At 69.9% G+C, this 13,670-nt stretch carries 13 protein-coding genes; 8 read left to right on the forward strand and 5 right to left on the reverse strand.

Annotated elements, in window-relative coordinates; genetic code table 11:
- The first annotated feature begins 12 nt into the window (after positions 1–12).
- Together grxD and BHS09_RS09815 are read left to right on the forward strand one after the other, a co-directional pair.
- Positions 13–333: a Grx4 family monothiol glutaredoxin gene (gene grxD, locus BHS09_RS09810; RefSeq protein ID WP_140789162.1), complete on the forward strand. Its 321-nt coding sequence runs from the start codon at positions 13–15 to the stop codon at positions 331–333.
- A gap of 89 nt (positions 334–422) precedes the next feature.
- Entirely contained in the window at positions 423–1,823 is a 1,401-nt protein-coding gene (locus BHS09_RS09815; RefSeq protein WP_140789165.1) for a DUF2914 domain-containing protein, read from the forward strand.
- Positions 1,824–1,833: 10 nt separating this feature from the next.
- On the opposite strand, the gene BHS09_RS09820 is transcribed toward BHS09_RS09815, so the two are convergent.
- Complete coding sequence (locus BHS09_RS09820; RefSeq protein WP_174259230.1) at positions 1,834–3,384, reverse strand: aminopeptidase P family protein; 1,551 nt, start codon at positions 3,382–3,384, stop codon at positions 1,834–1,836.
- Between the two features lie 31 nt (positions 3,385–3,415).
- Positions 3,416–4,180, reverse strand: a complete 765-nt coding sequence (locus BHS09_RS09825) for a 16S rRNA (uracil(1498)-N(3))-methyltransferase (protein ID WP_140797748.1) — start codon at positions 4,178–4,180, stop codon at positions 3,416–3,418.
- 131 nt (positions 4,181–4,311) lie between these two features.
- On the opposite strand from BHS09_RS09825, the gene BHS09_RS09830 reads away from it, so the two are divergent.
- Entirely contained in the window at positions 4,312–5,502 is a 1,191-nt protein-coding gene (locus BHS09_RS09830) for a tRNA-uridine aminocarboxypropyltransferase (protein WP_140797749.1), read from the forward strand.
- Between the two features lie 70 nt (positions 5,503–5,572).
- Here BHS09_RS09830 and BHS09_RS09835 read toward each other — a convergent pair whose 3' ends face one another.
- A complete protein-coding gene (locus BHS09_RS09835) occupies positions 5,573–7,252 on the reverse strand; it encodes a FecR domain-containing protein (RefSeq protein ID WP_237080274.1) in 1,680 nt (559 codons plus the stop codon).
- The gene (locus tag BHS09_RS09840) at positions 7,239–7,907 is read right to left on the reverse strand and encodes an RNA polymerase sigma factor (RefSeq protein WP_140797751.1); all 669 of its coding nucleotides are present in this window, start codon (positions 7,905–7,907) and stop codon (positions 7,239–7,241) included. Before BHS09_RS09840 ends, BHS09_RS09835 begins: the two co-directional genes overlap by 14 nt.
- A 239-nt stretch (positions 7,908–8,146) precedes the next feature.
- Here BHS09_RS09840 and BHS09_RS09845 point away from each other — a divergent pair, with 239 nt between their 5' ends.
- Positions 8,147–9,373 carry a DUF7107 domain-containing protein gene (locus BHS09_RS09845; protein WP_140797752.1) on the forward strand — a complete coding sequence of 409 codons (1,227 nt, stop codon included), beginning with the start codon at positions 8,147–8,149 and terminating at the stop codon, positions 9,371–9,373.
- Between the two features lie 18 nt (positions 9,374–9,391).
- On the opposite strand, the gene BHS09_RS09850 is transcribed toward BHS09_RS09845, so the two are convergent.
- Positions 9,392–10,378, reverse strand: a complete 987-nt coding sequence (locus BHS09_RS09850; RefSeq protein ID WP_174258710.1) for a class I SAM-dependent methyltransferase — start codon at positions 10,376–10,378, stop codon at positions 9,392–9,394.
- On the opposite strand from BHS09_RS09850, the gene BHS09_RS09855 reads away from it, so the two are divergent.
- From BHS09_RS09855 to BHS09_RS09870, 4 genes are all read left to right on the forward strand, one after another.
- On the forward strand, positions 10,377–11,063 hold the full coding sequence (locus BHS09_RS09855) for a UdgX family uracil-DNA binding protein (protein ID WP_140797753.1): 687 nt from the start codon (positions 10,377–10,379) through the stop codon (positions 11,061–11,063). The two genes, BHS09_RS09850 and BHS09_RS09855, sit on opposite strands and share 2 nt — an antisense overlap.
- A gap of 55 nt (positions 11,064–11,118) precedes the next feature.
- A complete protein-coding gene (locus tag BHS09_RS09860) occupies positions 11,119–11,880 on the forward strand; it encodes a crotonase/enoyl-CoA hydratase family protein (RefSeq protein ID WP_140789182.1) in 762 nt (253 codons plus the stop codon).
- Between the two features lie 47 nt (positions 11,881–11,927).
- The gene (locus BHS09_RS09865) at positions 11,928–13,073 is read left to right on the forward strand and encodes a cystathionine gamma-synthase (protein WP_140789184.1); all 1,146 of its coding nucleotides are present in this window, start codon (positions 11,928–11,930) and stop codon (positions 13,071–13,073) included.
- Positions 13,074–13,232: 159 nt separating this feature from the next.
- A complete protein-coding gene (locus tag BHS09_RS09870) occupies positions 13,233–13,655 on the forward strand; it encodes a hypothetical protein (RefSeq protein ID WP_140789186.1) in 423 nt (140 codons plus the stop codon).
- The last annotated feature ends 15 nt before the right edge of the window (positions 13,656–13,670 follow it).

Consider the following 13,670-nt stretch of genomic DNA (forward strand, 5'->3'; position numbering starts at 1 on the left):
GGAGCGGTACCCATGACGCCCGAACTCAAGGCCCGGTTGGAGCAGGAGACCCGGTCGCACAAGATTGTGCTCTTCATGAAGGGCAATGCCCTCTTCCCCCAGTGCGGCTTCTCCGCGCGGGCGCTGCAGCTGCTGCAGCCCCTGGGTGAGGTCCACACGGTGGACGTGCTCGCGGATCCGGAGATTCGCCAGGGCATCAAGGACTTCACCAACTGGCCCACCATCCCCCAGATTTTCATCAACGGGCAGTTCGTCGGCGGCTCCGACATCCTCATGGAGCTGGCCGAGCGCGGTGAGCTGGCCGACCTGGTCGCGGGCAAGAGCCCGGCCTAGCGGAAGGGGCCTCGGGGCGTGACGGGCGAGGGGAGACCGATTCCCCTCGCTGCGGCTAGGATGGAAGGCCGCTGCCCCGAGGAACCGCCGTGGTCACCGCTACCCGTCACAACGCCCCTGAGAATCCGGACGAAGCCTCCGCCGAGGTGCCCAACGCGGGCCCCGCCGTCGAGGCGAACGTCCCCGTCGCAGAGCCCCCTGCCGCCGTCGCCCTGACGGACACCGTGTTGCCGGCCCAGGCGCCGGGCGTGGCGGTGGACCCGGACGACCTGGTCGACACGACGAAGACGCCCACCCTCATGGACAAGGTGCAGCAGTTCCGCGCCCGCCATGAGAAGTGGGAGATGGCCGCCTTCTTCTTCGGCGGCTTCATCTACGACGTCCTCACCATCAGCCGCATCGATGACACGCTGACGCTGGCGCAGAACTTCGGCTACCTGCTGGTCCTCACGGGGCTGCTGCTGCTGGAGCAGCGCTACCCGGACGGCGTGGAGCCGCCGAAGTTCCTGCAGAAGGTCTGGCGCTGGCGCGAGGACGGCATCCACTTCCTCTTGGGGAGTCTGCTCAGCGCGTTCATGCTGCTGCTCTTCAAGAGCACGTCGGGCGCGCTGCCCTACCTGTTCGTGGTGGGCCTCTTCGCCCTGCTGGCGGCCAACGAGTTGCCCCTGTTCCGCAAGTTGGGCCCCGTCATGCGCATGGTGCTGCTCAGCCTGTGCGTGACGATGTACTTCGTCTGCCTGCTCCCGGTGGTGCTGGGGCGCATGGGCTTCTGGGTCTTCCTGCTGGCCGTCGCCGTGGGCTGCGCGAGCATCTACGGGGTGATGCGCCTCATCCGGCGCTGGCGGCCGGACAACCGGTACCTGCTTCGCAACGTGGCCATCCCCGGCTTCGGCGTGCAGGCCGCGCTGCTGGGGCTGTACCTGGTGGGCGTGATTCCGCCGCTTCCGGTGGCCGTGCAGTTCGCGGGCATCTACCACCAGGTGGAGCGGGTGAGCCCGGGCGTCTACCACCTGTCCTCGGTGGACTCCGGCGCCTGGTACAAGCCGTGGACGTGGGGCGGGCCGGACTTCCTGATGCAGCCGGGAGACAAGCCCTACTACTTCTTCCGCATCTTCGCGCCGAAGCACTTCCAGTCGTACAAGGTCCGCGTGCGCTGGTACTTCGACGACCCGCAGAAGGGCTGGACGACGTACGGCAACGGCTTCATGGCCACCGTCAGCAGCAACGGCACGGACGGCGGCTACCGTTTCTACGCGACGACGTCCAACCTGAAGCCCGGCAAGTGGCGCGTGGTGCTGGAGACGGAGGACGGGCACGAAATCCACCGTCTCAACTTCACCGCCGGCCCGGACGCGAACCCGCAGCCCCGCGTCTTCGACGTCGCCGTATCCACGCTCAAGGACGTGAAGCCCCTGGCGCTGTCGGAGTGGCAGGAGCGGGCCGCGGCCGCGGCGGCGAAACCCGCCACCGCCGCGCCGAAGCCGAAGTAGCGCGCCTGGCCTACTTCTTCTTGCCCTTCCGGGCGGCCTTGTCCGCCGCCCAGAGGGACTTCATCCACGCTTCCACATCCTTCGCCTTGCGGGGGATGTCGGCGGAGAGGACCTTGCAGCCGCGCGCGGTGACGACGACGTCGTCCTCGATGCGCACGCCGATGCCGCGGTAGCGCTTGGGCACGGTGAGGTCGTCCATCTGGAAGTAGAGACCGGGCTCCACCGTCAGCACCATGCCGGCCTGGAGCTTCCCGTACTTGTAGGTCTCCTGCCGCGCCTGGGCGCAGTCGTGCACGTCCAGGCCCAGCATGTGGCTGACGTTGTGGAGCGAGTAGCGCTTGTAGAACTGGTGCTCGTCCTTGAGCGCCTCCTCGGCGTCCTCGAGGATGCCCAGGTGCTCCAGGCCATCCGCCAGCACGCGCATGGCCGCGCGGTTGGGCTCCATGAAGTCGTTGCCCGGCTTCACCTCGGCGAAGGCCGCGTCCTGGGCCTCCAGCACCAGTTCGTAGATTTCGCGCTGCTCCTTGGAGAACTTCCCGGAGATGGGCAGGGTGCGGGTGATGTCCGCGGTGTAGAGCGTCTGGCCCTCCACGCCCGCGTCCAGCAGCAGCAGGTCGCCAGGGACGAGCGGCCCGTCATTGTGGTGCCAGTGCAGGATGCACGCATGGGCGCCGGAGGCGGCGATGGTGCGGTAGCCCACGTCGTTGCCTTCCACGCGGGCTCGGAGGTTGAAGATGCCCTCCACGTAGCGCTCCGTCTTCGCCGTCTTCAGGCCGCGGATGACGTCCTCGAAGCCGCGCTGCGTGGAGTCGATGGACGTCTGGAGCTCGCGCAGCTCCTGCGCGTCCTTGAGCAGCCGCATCTCCGACAGCGCCTGGGCCAGCCCCTTGTCCTTGTCCTTCTCACCCGGCTCCGGCACGGCGCCGTCCACCTTGGGCGACAGGCCGCGCAGCAAGCGCGTAGGGCGGCTCGCCGCGCCGCTGAGGCCGGAGAGGAAGTCCGGCAGCTCGTTGAGGCCCCGGGCCTGGTCCACGCCGTAGCGGGCATGGCTCTCCTTCACGCCCAGGCGTGGGCCTTCCCACAGCTCACCCTTCACGCGGTCGGTGAAGAACGTGGCGTCGGTGCGGCCCGGGTTGGGCTCCACGAAGAGCACGTCGGTGTGGCCGCCCTTCTCCTTGGGCTGGAGGACGAGGACGCAGTCCGGCTCCAGGTTGCCGGTGAGGTAGTAGAAGTCGCTGCCCGGCCGGAAACGGAAGTTGGTGTCGTTGGCGCGCACCTTCTCGTGGCCGGTGGGGATGATGAGCGTCTCACCGGGGAACAGCTTGGAGAGCGCGCGGCGGCGGGCCTTGAAGGCGTCCGCCTGCTTGATTTTCGGGGGCAGCTTCTTCGAGCGCGGCTTCCACGACTTCATCATGAAGTCGAGCAGGGCCGGCGGCGGCACCGTGTCGTGCGTGGCGGGCTTCGCGGGCGCTGCCGCGGGAGCCTGCTCCTCGGAGGTGACAATCGGCTGTTGCTCGCCCAGGGCGGGCTGAGCGGCGGCGGAAGAACGGGTCGTGGCCATGGACAACTCTTCACCCGGCCACGGCGCGCCTTCAAGTCAGAGTTGTCGCGGGCGGTGCCGCAATGTCCTCCCGGAGAAGCGCCACCTGCCCCAGGAGGACGGGCACGGCCGTCTCCACGCGGAGAATGCGGGGCCCCAACGAAAACGGGTGGAAACCATGGGCTTCCAGGAGGTCGGCCTCGAAGGGCACCCAGCCGCCGTCCGGTCCAATGGCCAGTACGACGCGCTGGGCCAGACCCACGCCCAGCGCTCGGAGCGGCTGCCTCGCGGGAGGGTGGGGGAGCAGGCGGAGCGTCCGGGGGCCGAAGAAGGAGTCGAGCTCGTCTTCGACGAAGGGGCGGAAGCGCTCGCGGACCAGAACCTCTGGGATGCGCGTGTCCCGGGCCTGCTCCAGTCCCTGGATGAGCAACTCGTGGACGAAGGCGGGGTCCAGCACCTTGGAGTCGAAGTAGCTCTTCTCCACGCGCGCCGCGTTGACCAGGACGATGCGGTCCACGCCCAGCGAGGCCACGGCGGGCAGCACCTTCTTCAGCGCCTTGGGGCGGGGGATGGCCAGCAGCAGGTCGACGCCCGCGCGCGGGGGCGGAGGCTCGGTGAGGGCGACGCGCAGGTGCAGCACGCCCGCGCTGTTCTCCAGCACCTCGCCGGTGCCGGTGAGGCCTCCCAGGTGTCCCACGCGGAGGGACTCGCCGGGCTCGGCGCGCAGCACCTCGCGGGCGTGCTGGGCCCGCCGTCCGGTGAGGCGCGCGGTGCCGTCGGGCAGGAAGTCTTCGTCCAGGAGGAGCAGCAGATTCACCGGGCCTCTGTACTCCGTCGCCTGGAGGCTTGGGGAATCTTCAGCCCCGGGGAAGCCGGTCCCCGGGCACCCAGCCTGCCCGGCCCTCCCGTGGTGGGACTTGCCCCTGCTCGGAGCGTGCCGTAAAGGCGGTGGCCGTGCGTAACCTCTGCCTGCGTTGCCGCCGTCCCGAGAGCGCGTGTTATTGCGCGCAACTGCCGCCCCGGTTGGAGACTCGCACGCGCGTCGTGTTCCTCCAGCACCCGCGCGAGAGCCGCGTGGCCATTGGCACCGCGCGCATGGCCCACCTGTCGCTGAGCAACTCCGAGCTGCATGAGGGCGTGGACTTCACCGGCCACCGGCGAATCGAGGAGCTGGCCGCGCAGCGGGACTCGGTCGCGGTGCTCTTCCCGGGCGAGGACGCCATCACGGTGGAGGAGGCGAGGCTGAATCCTCCCAAGACGCTCATCGTCGTGGACGGCACCTGGCCGCAGGCGAAGAAGGTCGTGTCGCGCAACCCGGTGCTGGCCGGGCTGCCGCGCATCGGCTTCGTGCCACGCCGGCCCAGCAACTACCGCATTCGCGCGGAGCCCGCGGACCACTGCGTGTCCACCATCGAGGCGGTGGTGGAGATGCTGGGCATCCTGGAGGGGGACGCGGCGCGCTTCGACACGATGCTGCGGGCCTTCGAGTACATGGTGGATACGCAGTTGGAACGGCAGTCGGCGCGCACCTCGCCCAACCGGCGCCGCATCTACTTCGGGCCGTGGCGTCCACCGCTGGAGCTGCGCGCGCTGGCGGAGCGCTTCGAGAAGCTCGTCGTCTTCTACGGCGAGGCGAATGCGCACCCCGCGGGCGACGAGGAGATTCCCACCGAGCTGGTGCACGCGGTGGCGTGCCGTCCGGCCACGGGCGAGCGCTTCGAGGCCATCATCGCGCCGGAGCAGCCCCTGGCCTACAGCACGCCGCTGCATGTGGAGTTGTCGGAGGACATCCTCCGCGCGGGCGAGCCCCGGGCCGAGGCGATGAAGCGCTTCGAGGCCTTCCTCCGTCCCGATGACGAGCTGGCGGTGTGGACCACGTTCGCGTTGGAGCTGCTGTGGGCGGGCGGCATCACCCGGCGTCCGGCGAGCAGCGTGCGCCTGGCCACCGCGCGCGCGCTGAAGGGCAAGGCGGGCGGCGTGGAGCAGGCGATGACGCTGCTGCAGGGGCCGGAGGTGCCGCAGTGGGCTCCGGGCCGCGCGGGCCGGCGCATCCGCGCGCTGGAGTCCGTGGTGCGCGAGCTGGTGGCTCGAGGTAACGCCACCGAGCCGCCTCAGAAGCTGCCTCGCACGGGTAGCTGAGTCCGAGGCCCGTAACCGTCCGCGCTGTGCGTCGCGCGCGGGCACATGGGGCCGTCATCTCCCGCCCGCATCAGGGCAGCAGTCCCGTCTTGGCCTCCTTGGCGTAGCGCCCTCGCGGGAAGTCGTTGAGGTACCGGCGGTATTCGTCCTTGGCCCGGTGCGATTCGAGCTTCTCCTCGAAGCACCGCGCGCGAAGGTAGCGCGCCTGCTCGCGGTGGGCCGCCCTTGGGCTGCGCTGGGCAATCTCGTCCAGGCCAACCAGGAAGCTCTCGCACTTGCGCGAGTTCACCTTGAGCCGGGCGTAGCCCAGGAATCGCTCGTCGGCGTCCTTGGACACCAGCGCCATGGGAATCAACGGCTCGCGCTTCTCCGGTGATTGCTTCGCCACGGCCCCCGGAGGCGGCTGGGGCTCCGGCGTGGGCGACATGGGGACGTTCACCGACGGCACAGGGTAGGGCGCGAACTCGTGGTTCGGGTCCACGGGGGCCGGGGGCGCGGTCGGGGTACTTCCCGCGGCGGCCACGGGGGCCAGGGCATTCGCCGGTGGCGGCGCGGGCTCGGGCGCCGGGGCTTCCCCGATGGGCTCCTGCGGCGTGGGCGTCACCGCCGCCACCGCGCCCGGCGTCATGGGGGCGGGCGCGTCGGTCGGCTCGGGTTTCTGACGGGGGGCGGGCCGAGCACTGATGGGGCGGGGCGGGCTCACGGGGACTTCGTCCACCGGGTCCCGGAGCTCCGCGATGGCCCGCAGGTCCGGCTTCGACATCTTCCGCGGGTTCAGCGTGTGCTTCGCCGCGTGCAGTTCCACCCGCTCGCCAGGACCGACCAGCCGCGGCGGCTGGCCTGCCGCCTCGACGCGGACCTGCCCTTCCGCGACGGCCACGGCGGCGCCGTCCTTCGTGCGCTCCACCGTGAAGACAGTGCCCACCACGGAGACGCGCAGGCCCGCCACTTCCACCATGAAGCCTTGGCGCGCCGTGTGTGAGGCCTCGACGGACAGGCGTCCCTTGTTCACGGTGAGGTGCACCTCGCGCGACTCCGCGCGGGACAGCTCCACCTCCGAGCCCGCCGACAGCCGAACGCGGCTCTCATCCGGCAGCCGAAGCAACGCACTGGAGCGCGCGGGCGTCCGCACCGCCACGCCTGAACGCAGCCGCATGCCGGGCTTGAGCGCGCGCTCCGTGCCTCCCGCCTCGCGCAGGATGGCCCCCGCGACGGCGACCCGTTCTGTCTCCGTGGTGGCGTCGAGCTTCTCCGCTGCATTCGAGGGTACAGCCGGCTCGCTGCCGGCCGCGGCGTGAGCAGCGGTCTCCGGAGCCGGGGGCACCGTGGGAACCGCGTCACCGCCGTTCGACGGAACGGAGACGCCGGACGCAGGCTCAGAGGGCGCATCCCCCCGAGCCACGAGCGCTCCGCCCTCATCCGTTGCCCGGGGAGCGCGGACCATCCAGAACGCCAGCATCGCCGCGCAGACACCCGCGAGCGCCACGGCCCACGGCCAGCGGGCCCTGGGCGCGCTGCGCACCATGCGCCGAGCCGCTTCCGCGCGAAGTCCTTCGCCCATGGCGTCCGTGCGCGGCGCGGGCATGGTGCCGCGGCCCTCGTGGAGGACGGCGCGGGACTGCCGCACCTGCTCCAGCGCCTGGGCACATTCGGAGCAGGTGGCGACGTGCGCCTCCACCCGGCCGCGCGCATCTGCGTCCAACTCGCCCGCGGCCAGGGCCCACAGGGAGAGGTGCTCATGGCGCGCCATGGAAACCTCCGGGGCGGTTGGCGCCGAGCAGCCGCTGCATGGCTTCGTTGAACTCCAGCCGCGCATGGTGGAGGCGGCTGCGGACGGTGTTGGGTGAGCTGCCCACGGCCTCGGCAATCTCGTCCGGGCTCATTCCACACAGCTCGTAGTACACGAAGACGATGCGCTTCTTTGGCTTCAGCCGCTCCAGGGCCAACTCCACCAGCCGGGCCGCCTGACGCCGCGAGGCCACCCGCTCGGGGTCCTCTCCCTCCGCCGCAGCTTCCGGCAGATCCCAGACGGAGTCCTCCGGCCGGCGTCGCTTCCAGCGCAGGTGAGACAGGGCCACGTTGGAGCACACGCGATAGAAGAAGGTCCGGAACCGGGACTCGCCCCGGTAGCTCTTCACGGCCGTCAGCAGCCGGAGATAGGCCTCCTGGAGCAGGTCCTCCACGTCCACGCGGTTGCCGACCAGGTGCCACAAGGTGCGCGAGGCATCCGCCTGCGTGAGCGCATAGAGCTGTTCGAATGCCGTCAGGTCGCCCTCCTGGATGCGCCGGACCAGTGCCTGGAGCCGCACCTCATCCTGGGCGGGAACACCGGACACGTCGCGTCCCTTTCGCCCCTCGGGGAGGTGGGTGACGTGCGCGAATGAGCGGGCTCCACGCAGGAACACCAGGGGTTCTCCCTCAAGGGGTGGTCGTCGTGGTCCGGCGCGATGCGAGCCCGGCCCGGTGACCGACTGAAAGGTCCAGGCCACTACATACCTCCATGGCCATGGGTCTCCGGAAAGACGAAAGCCGATCAAATAAATTTTTTGATCATCCGTCTGCGCTACGGAGTCCATCGCTGCTGAAACCGGAAAACACCCCCGGTGGCCGGACCGGTACCCCTGAGTTCTCGGAGTCCCCACTCATGCGGAACACCCCCATACGTAGCCTCATGTGGCTGCCGTTGCTCGCCGTTCTCGCCGTCCTCCCGGGCTGCATCGTCCATGGAGAGGATGACTGGTACGACGACTACGACGACGACATCTGCTACTGCTCCTCCGACAGGGATTGCAGCACAGGTGAGAGCTGCCGCAGCGGCGTCTGTCGGACCGTTCCACCTGGCTCGGGCGAATGTTCCTCCTCCCTGGACTGCCCCGGGTCCCAGATCTGCATCAACAGCGTCTGCTCGCAGTTCTGCTCGCGTGACTCCGACTGCGGTTCGGGCCAGCGGTGCGACGACCACTACTGCGTTGGGAACGGCGGGACGCGCCCGGACGCGGGTTCCGATGGCGGGACGCGCCCGGATTCGGGGACGGACGGCGGGACGCGCCCGGATTCAGGTACGGACGGCGGGACACGTCCGGACGCTGGCTCCGACGGCGGGACGCGCCCGGATGCGGGCGTGGACGGGGGTTCTCCTCAGCAGTGCCGGGTGAACGTGGATTGCGGTGCGGGGAACTACTGCATCAACAACCAGTGCATCCGCGGCTGCTATGACGATTCCTGGTGCGACGCCACGGACACCTGCGTGAGCGGCCTGTGCCGTCCGCGCCCGGTGGACCCGAACACCTGCTCCACCGCGGCGGACTGCACCGGCGGGAAGGACTGTGTGGATGGCCAGTGCCGCGCGGCCTGCGACTCCACCACCCAGTGCCCGGACGACTACAGCTGCCAGATTGGCTACTGCATGCCCATCCCGGACGGGGGCCAGTGCCGCGCCAACTGCGAGTGCCCTGCTGGCCAGGTCTGCTTCAATGGCCAGTGCAAGCCGCCGCAGCCGGACCCGGGCCAGACGTGCGTGGCCAACTGCGACTGCCCCTCGGGTGACGTCTGCACCAACGGCTACTGCCGTCCGCCGGCCCCGCCGCCTCCTCCTCCGGACGCGGGCACGGGCCCGGCCTGCCAGGCCAACTGCGACTGCCCGTCGGGCCAGGTCTGCTCCAATGGCCAGTGCAAGGTGCCTCCTCCTCCGCCGGTGCAGGATGCCGGGACGTCCACCCCGGTGTGCCGCGCCAACTGCGAGTGCCCGTCCGGTCAGGCCTGCACGGACGGCGTCTGCAAGCCCGTCAACACGGGCAGCGGCAACAGCTGCCAGGCCAACTGCGAGTGCCCCGCCGGCGAGCGCTGCATCGACAGCGTCTGCTGGCTGTAGTCGGGACGGACGCCAGCGTCAGGGAGCCACCATGCGCCAGCAGCGGTGGATCTCCTTGCGCTGGAAGTCCTCGGGGATGGAGCGAGGGGTGATTTCCTCCACCTCCATCCCCCGCGTGGCCTTCGGTTCCAACTGGAATCCCAGGAAGTTGTTGGAGAAGTAGAGGACGCCACCGGGTGCGAGCAGCGCCCGGATGGCGGCCAGCAGGCGCGGGTGGTCGCGCTGCACGTTGAAGCTGCCCGACATCTTCTTCGACGTGGAGAAGGACGGCGGGTCGCACACCACCAGGTCATACCGCTCTGGCGCGTCGGCCTGTGCCTCCACCCAGGCCTTGGCATCCGCGCGCACCAGCGTGTGCCGCGCGTTGGCCAGGCCGTTGAGGTCCAGGTTGTCCTCGGCCCAGTCCAGGTAGGTGTTGGACAGGTCCACCGTCATCGTGCTCGCGGCGCCTCCAGCGGCGGCGTAGACGGTGAAAGCCCCGGTGTACGCGAAGAGGTTGAGGAAGCGCTTGCCCCGGGCCTCCTCCCGCACGCGCGCGCGGGTGTTGCGGTGGTCCATGAAGAGGCCGGTGTCCAGGTAGTCGCCCAGGTTCACCCAGAACTTCAGGCCCTGCTCCTCCACGACGATGCGCCCGCTGTCCTGGCCCACCCGGCCGTACTGCGAGCGGCCCCAGGGCTGGGGCGTGTGCGTCTTCACGAAGATGCGCTCGGGGGGAACGGCCAGCACCTGCGTCACCGCGGCCAGGACTTCCTCCCGCTGCGTGTCCGCGGCACCTGAGGCGATGGCGCGCCGGCGGGGATATTCCACGACGTGGGCGCAGTCGCCGTAGACGTCGATGGCGTACGGGTACTCGGGGATGTCCCTGTCGTAGACGCGGAAGGCCGTCAGCCCCTGCGTCCGGGCCCACTTCCGGAAGCGCTTGTCCCCCTTGCGCAGGCGGTTGGCGAACATGCCCTCGGGGCCGGTTGCGTCGTGAGAGCCATGCGTACCTTGTGTGTCAGCCATGCCCAAGCGTCCTTCCGTCCAGACCACCGCGGCTCCCCTCATCCCTGAGTCTCCGACGTACGACAAGCTCCGAAAGGCGGCCGCGGGATGTCAGGCCTGCCCGCTGTGGCGCACGGGCACCCAGACTGTCTTTGGCGAGCCTGAGGGCCAGCCGCGCCCCGGCCCCCGGGTGATGCTGGTGGGGGAGCAGCCGGGAGACCAGGAGGACCGGGCCGGCAGGCCCTTCGTGGGTCCCTCCGGGCGGCTGCTGGACGAGTCGCTGGAGGCCGCCGGCATCGACCGCGCGCAGGTGTACGTCACCAATACGGTGAAGCACTTCAAGTGGACCGGCCAGGGGCCTCGGCGCATCCACGCGAAGCCGACCACGACGGAGATTCGCGCCTGCCTGCCGTGGCTGGAGGCGGAGATTCGCGTGTTCCGCCCGGATGTCCTCGTCTGCCTGGGGGCCACCGCGGCACAGGCGCTGCTGGGCAAGGCGTTCCGGGTGACGCAGTCGCGTGGGCAGCCGATGGCGTCGGAATGGGCGCGGGTGGTGGTGGCCACGATGCACCCGTCCTCCATCCTCCGCGCGCCTGACCCTCGGGCGAGGGAGGCCGCGCTGGAGGCCTTCGTGGACGACTTGCGCCAGGTGGCGCGCATCATCCACGGCCTGTCTGAAGGGGAGGGCGCGCACGCGCCCATGTGAGGAAGCACCGCGGCGGGATTGCGGTCCGGACGCGAGGGAAGAAGACTCCGCCGCCATGAGCGTGCGCGTCGAGAAGAACGGCCCCGTCACCACCGTCATCCTGGACCGCCCGGAGGTACGCAACGCCGTGGATGGCGCCACCGCCCAGGCGCTGGCGGAGGCCTTCCGCGCCTTCGACGCGGACCCGGACGCGCGGGTGGGCGTGCTCCATGGAGAAGGGGGCACCTTCTGCGCCGGGGCGGACCTGAAGGCCGTCTCCGAGGGCCGGTTGCCCCGCCTGGAGCTGGACGGAGATGGCCCCATGGGCCCTTCGCGCATGGTGCTGTCGAAGCCCGTCATCGCGTCTATTGGCGGCCATGCCGTGGCGGGCGGACTGGAGCTGGCGCTGTGGTGTGATTTGCGCGTGGCCGAGGAGGACGCCGTCCTGGGCGTCTTCTGCCGCCGCTGGGGCGTGCCCCTCATCGATGGGGGGACGGTGCGGCTGCCCCGGCTCATCGGCCTGTCGCGGGCCCTGGACCTCATCCTCACGGGCCGGGCCGTGTCCGCCCAGGAGGCACTGGCCATGGGGCTGGTCAACCGCGTGGTGCCCCGGGGGCAGGCGCGCGAGGCCGCCGAGGCCCTGGCGCGCGAGGTGGCCGCCTTCCCGCAGGCGTGCATGAACGCGGACCGGCGCTCCGCCTACACCCAGGCGGGGCTGGGCACCGAGGACGCACTGCGTCAGGAGTTCGCCCGCGGCGTCAAGGTGCTAGAGTCGGAGTCCATTGTCGGCGCCACGCGTTTTGCCCAGGGGGCAGGGCGTCACGGGAAGTTCGAATAGGCGGGTCCTGCTGCGCGGCCGGGAGGGACTGTGTTAGTTCCCCCGGCATGCGCTTCGACACGCTTGCCATTCACGCCGGTCAGGAGCCGGACCCCACCACGGGCGCCATCATGACGCCCGTCTACCTGACTTCCACCTACGTCCAGGACGGCCCCGGAGAGCACAAGGGCTACGAGTACAGCCGGACGCAGAACCCCACCCGCAAGGCGCTCCAGGACTGTCTGGCCGCGCTGGAGGGAGCGAAGTACGGCGCGGCCTTCGCCTCCGGCCTGGCGGGCACGGACATGCTGATGCACATGCTGGATTCGGGCGACCACGTGGTCGTCTCGGACGATGTGTACGGCGGCACCTTCCGCCTCTTCGACAAGGTGTTCCGGCGGGCCGGGCTGCACTTCTCCTTCGTGGACCTGTCCAAGCCGGAGAACTTCGAGGCGGCGATTACGCCGAAGACGAAGATGGTGTGGGTGGAGTCCCCCACCAACCCGATGCTCAAGCTCATCGACCTGGCGCGCATCGCCGAGGTCGCCAAGAAGCGGAACATCCTCTCCGTCGCCGACAACACGTTCATGACGCCGTACTTCCAGCGCCCGCTGGACCTCGGCTTCGACGTGGTGGCGCACTCCACCACCAAGTACATCAACGGCCACAGCGACGTGGTGGGCGGCTTCGTCTGCACCAGCCGCGAGGACGTGGCTGAGCGGATGTACTTCCTCCAGAACGCGGTGGGCGGCGTGTCCGGCGCCTTCGACAGCTTCATGGTGCTGCGCGGCGTGAAGACGCTGCACGTGCGCATGGACCGCCACGCCTCCAACGCGATGAAGGTGGCGCAGTTCCTGGCGTCCCACCCGAAGGTGAAGAAGGTCACCTACCCGGGCCTGGAGTCGCACCCGCAGCACGCGCTCGCCAAGCAGCAGATGACGGGCTTTGGCGGCATGGTGACGTTCGACATCCAGGGCGGCCTGGAGGCGGCGCGTACCTTCCTGAAGACGGTGAAGGTGTTCGCCTGCGCCGAGTCGCTCGGCGGCGTCGAGTCCCTCATCGAGCACCCGGCCATCATGACCCACGCCTCCATCCCCAAGGAGACGCGCGAGCAGCTGGGCATCACCGACGGCTTCATCCGCCTGTCGGTGGGCATCGAGGACGCGCGGGACCTGGTGGACGACCTGGCGCAGGCGCTCGACGCCGCGAAGTAGCCGTCAGGGCCTCGTGCCCGGTTGCCCAGGGCCTCCCCGCGCTTCTCCTTTGTGGAAGCGCGCGGAGGCCCTTGTCATGCCGTCGTCCGGGCTGGAGGCGGCGTGCTGATTTGCTAGGCTGCCCGCTCAGGCAGTGTCCGCCCCTGGAGACCGACCCCCATGACCCGAGAAGAAGCGCAGATGCTGGCGCAGGCGTTCCTCGCCGCCAACGGCACCCCCAACAGCGTCGGCATCAACCCGCAGGGCTTCGGCGGCGTCGCCCTGGGCGATGCCCAGCTCTACTTCGAGTGGCACGACAAGGAGCAGGCGCTGGAGTGCAGCGCCCTCATCCACCGGTTCCGGGACACCCCCAAGCCGGGCATCCTGGAGGGCTTCCAGGACGAGCAGAAGAAGGGCACCGACACCGGCGGCGGCACCGTGGACTTCGAGCCGGAGAACAAGTCCCTGTTCCTCAGCCGCACCTACACCACGGCGCCACAGATCCCCATCTTCAACGACGACATGAAGCGGCTGATGAAGGCCAGCCTCGAGTGGAGCAGTACCGTCCTGAACCGGGTGGCGGACCGCGTCTTCGGACGCTGATCCTTTGCCGCGGTG

It is taken from the genome of Myxococcus xanthus (assembly GCF_006402735.1).
Lineage (GTDB): Bacteria > Myxococcota > Myxococcia > Myxococcales > Myxococcaceae > Myxococcus > Myxococcus xanthus_A.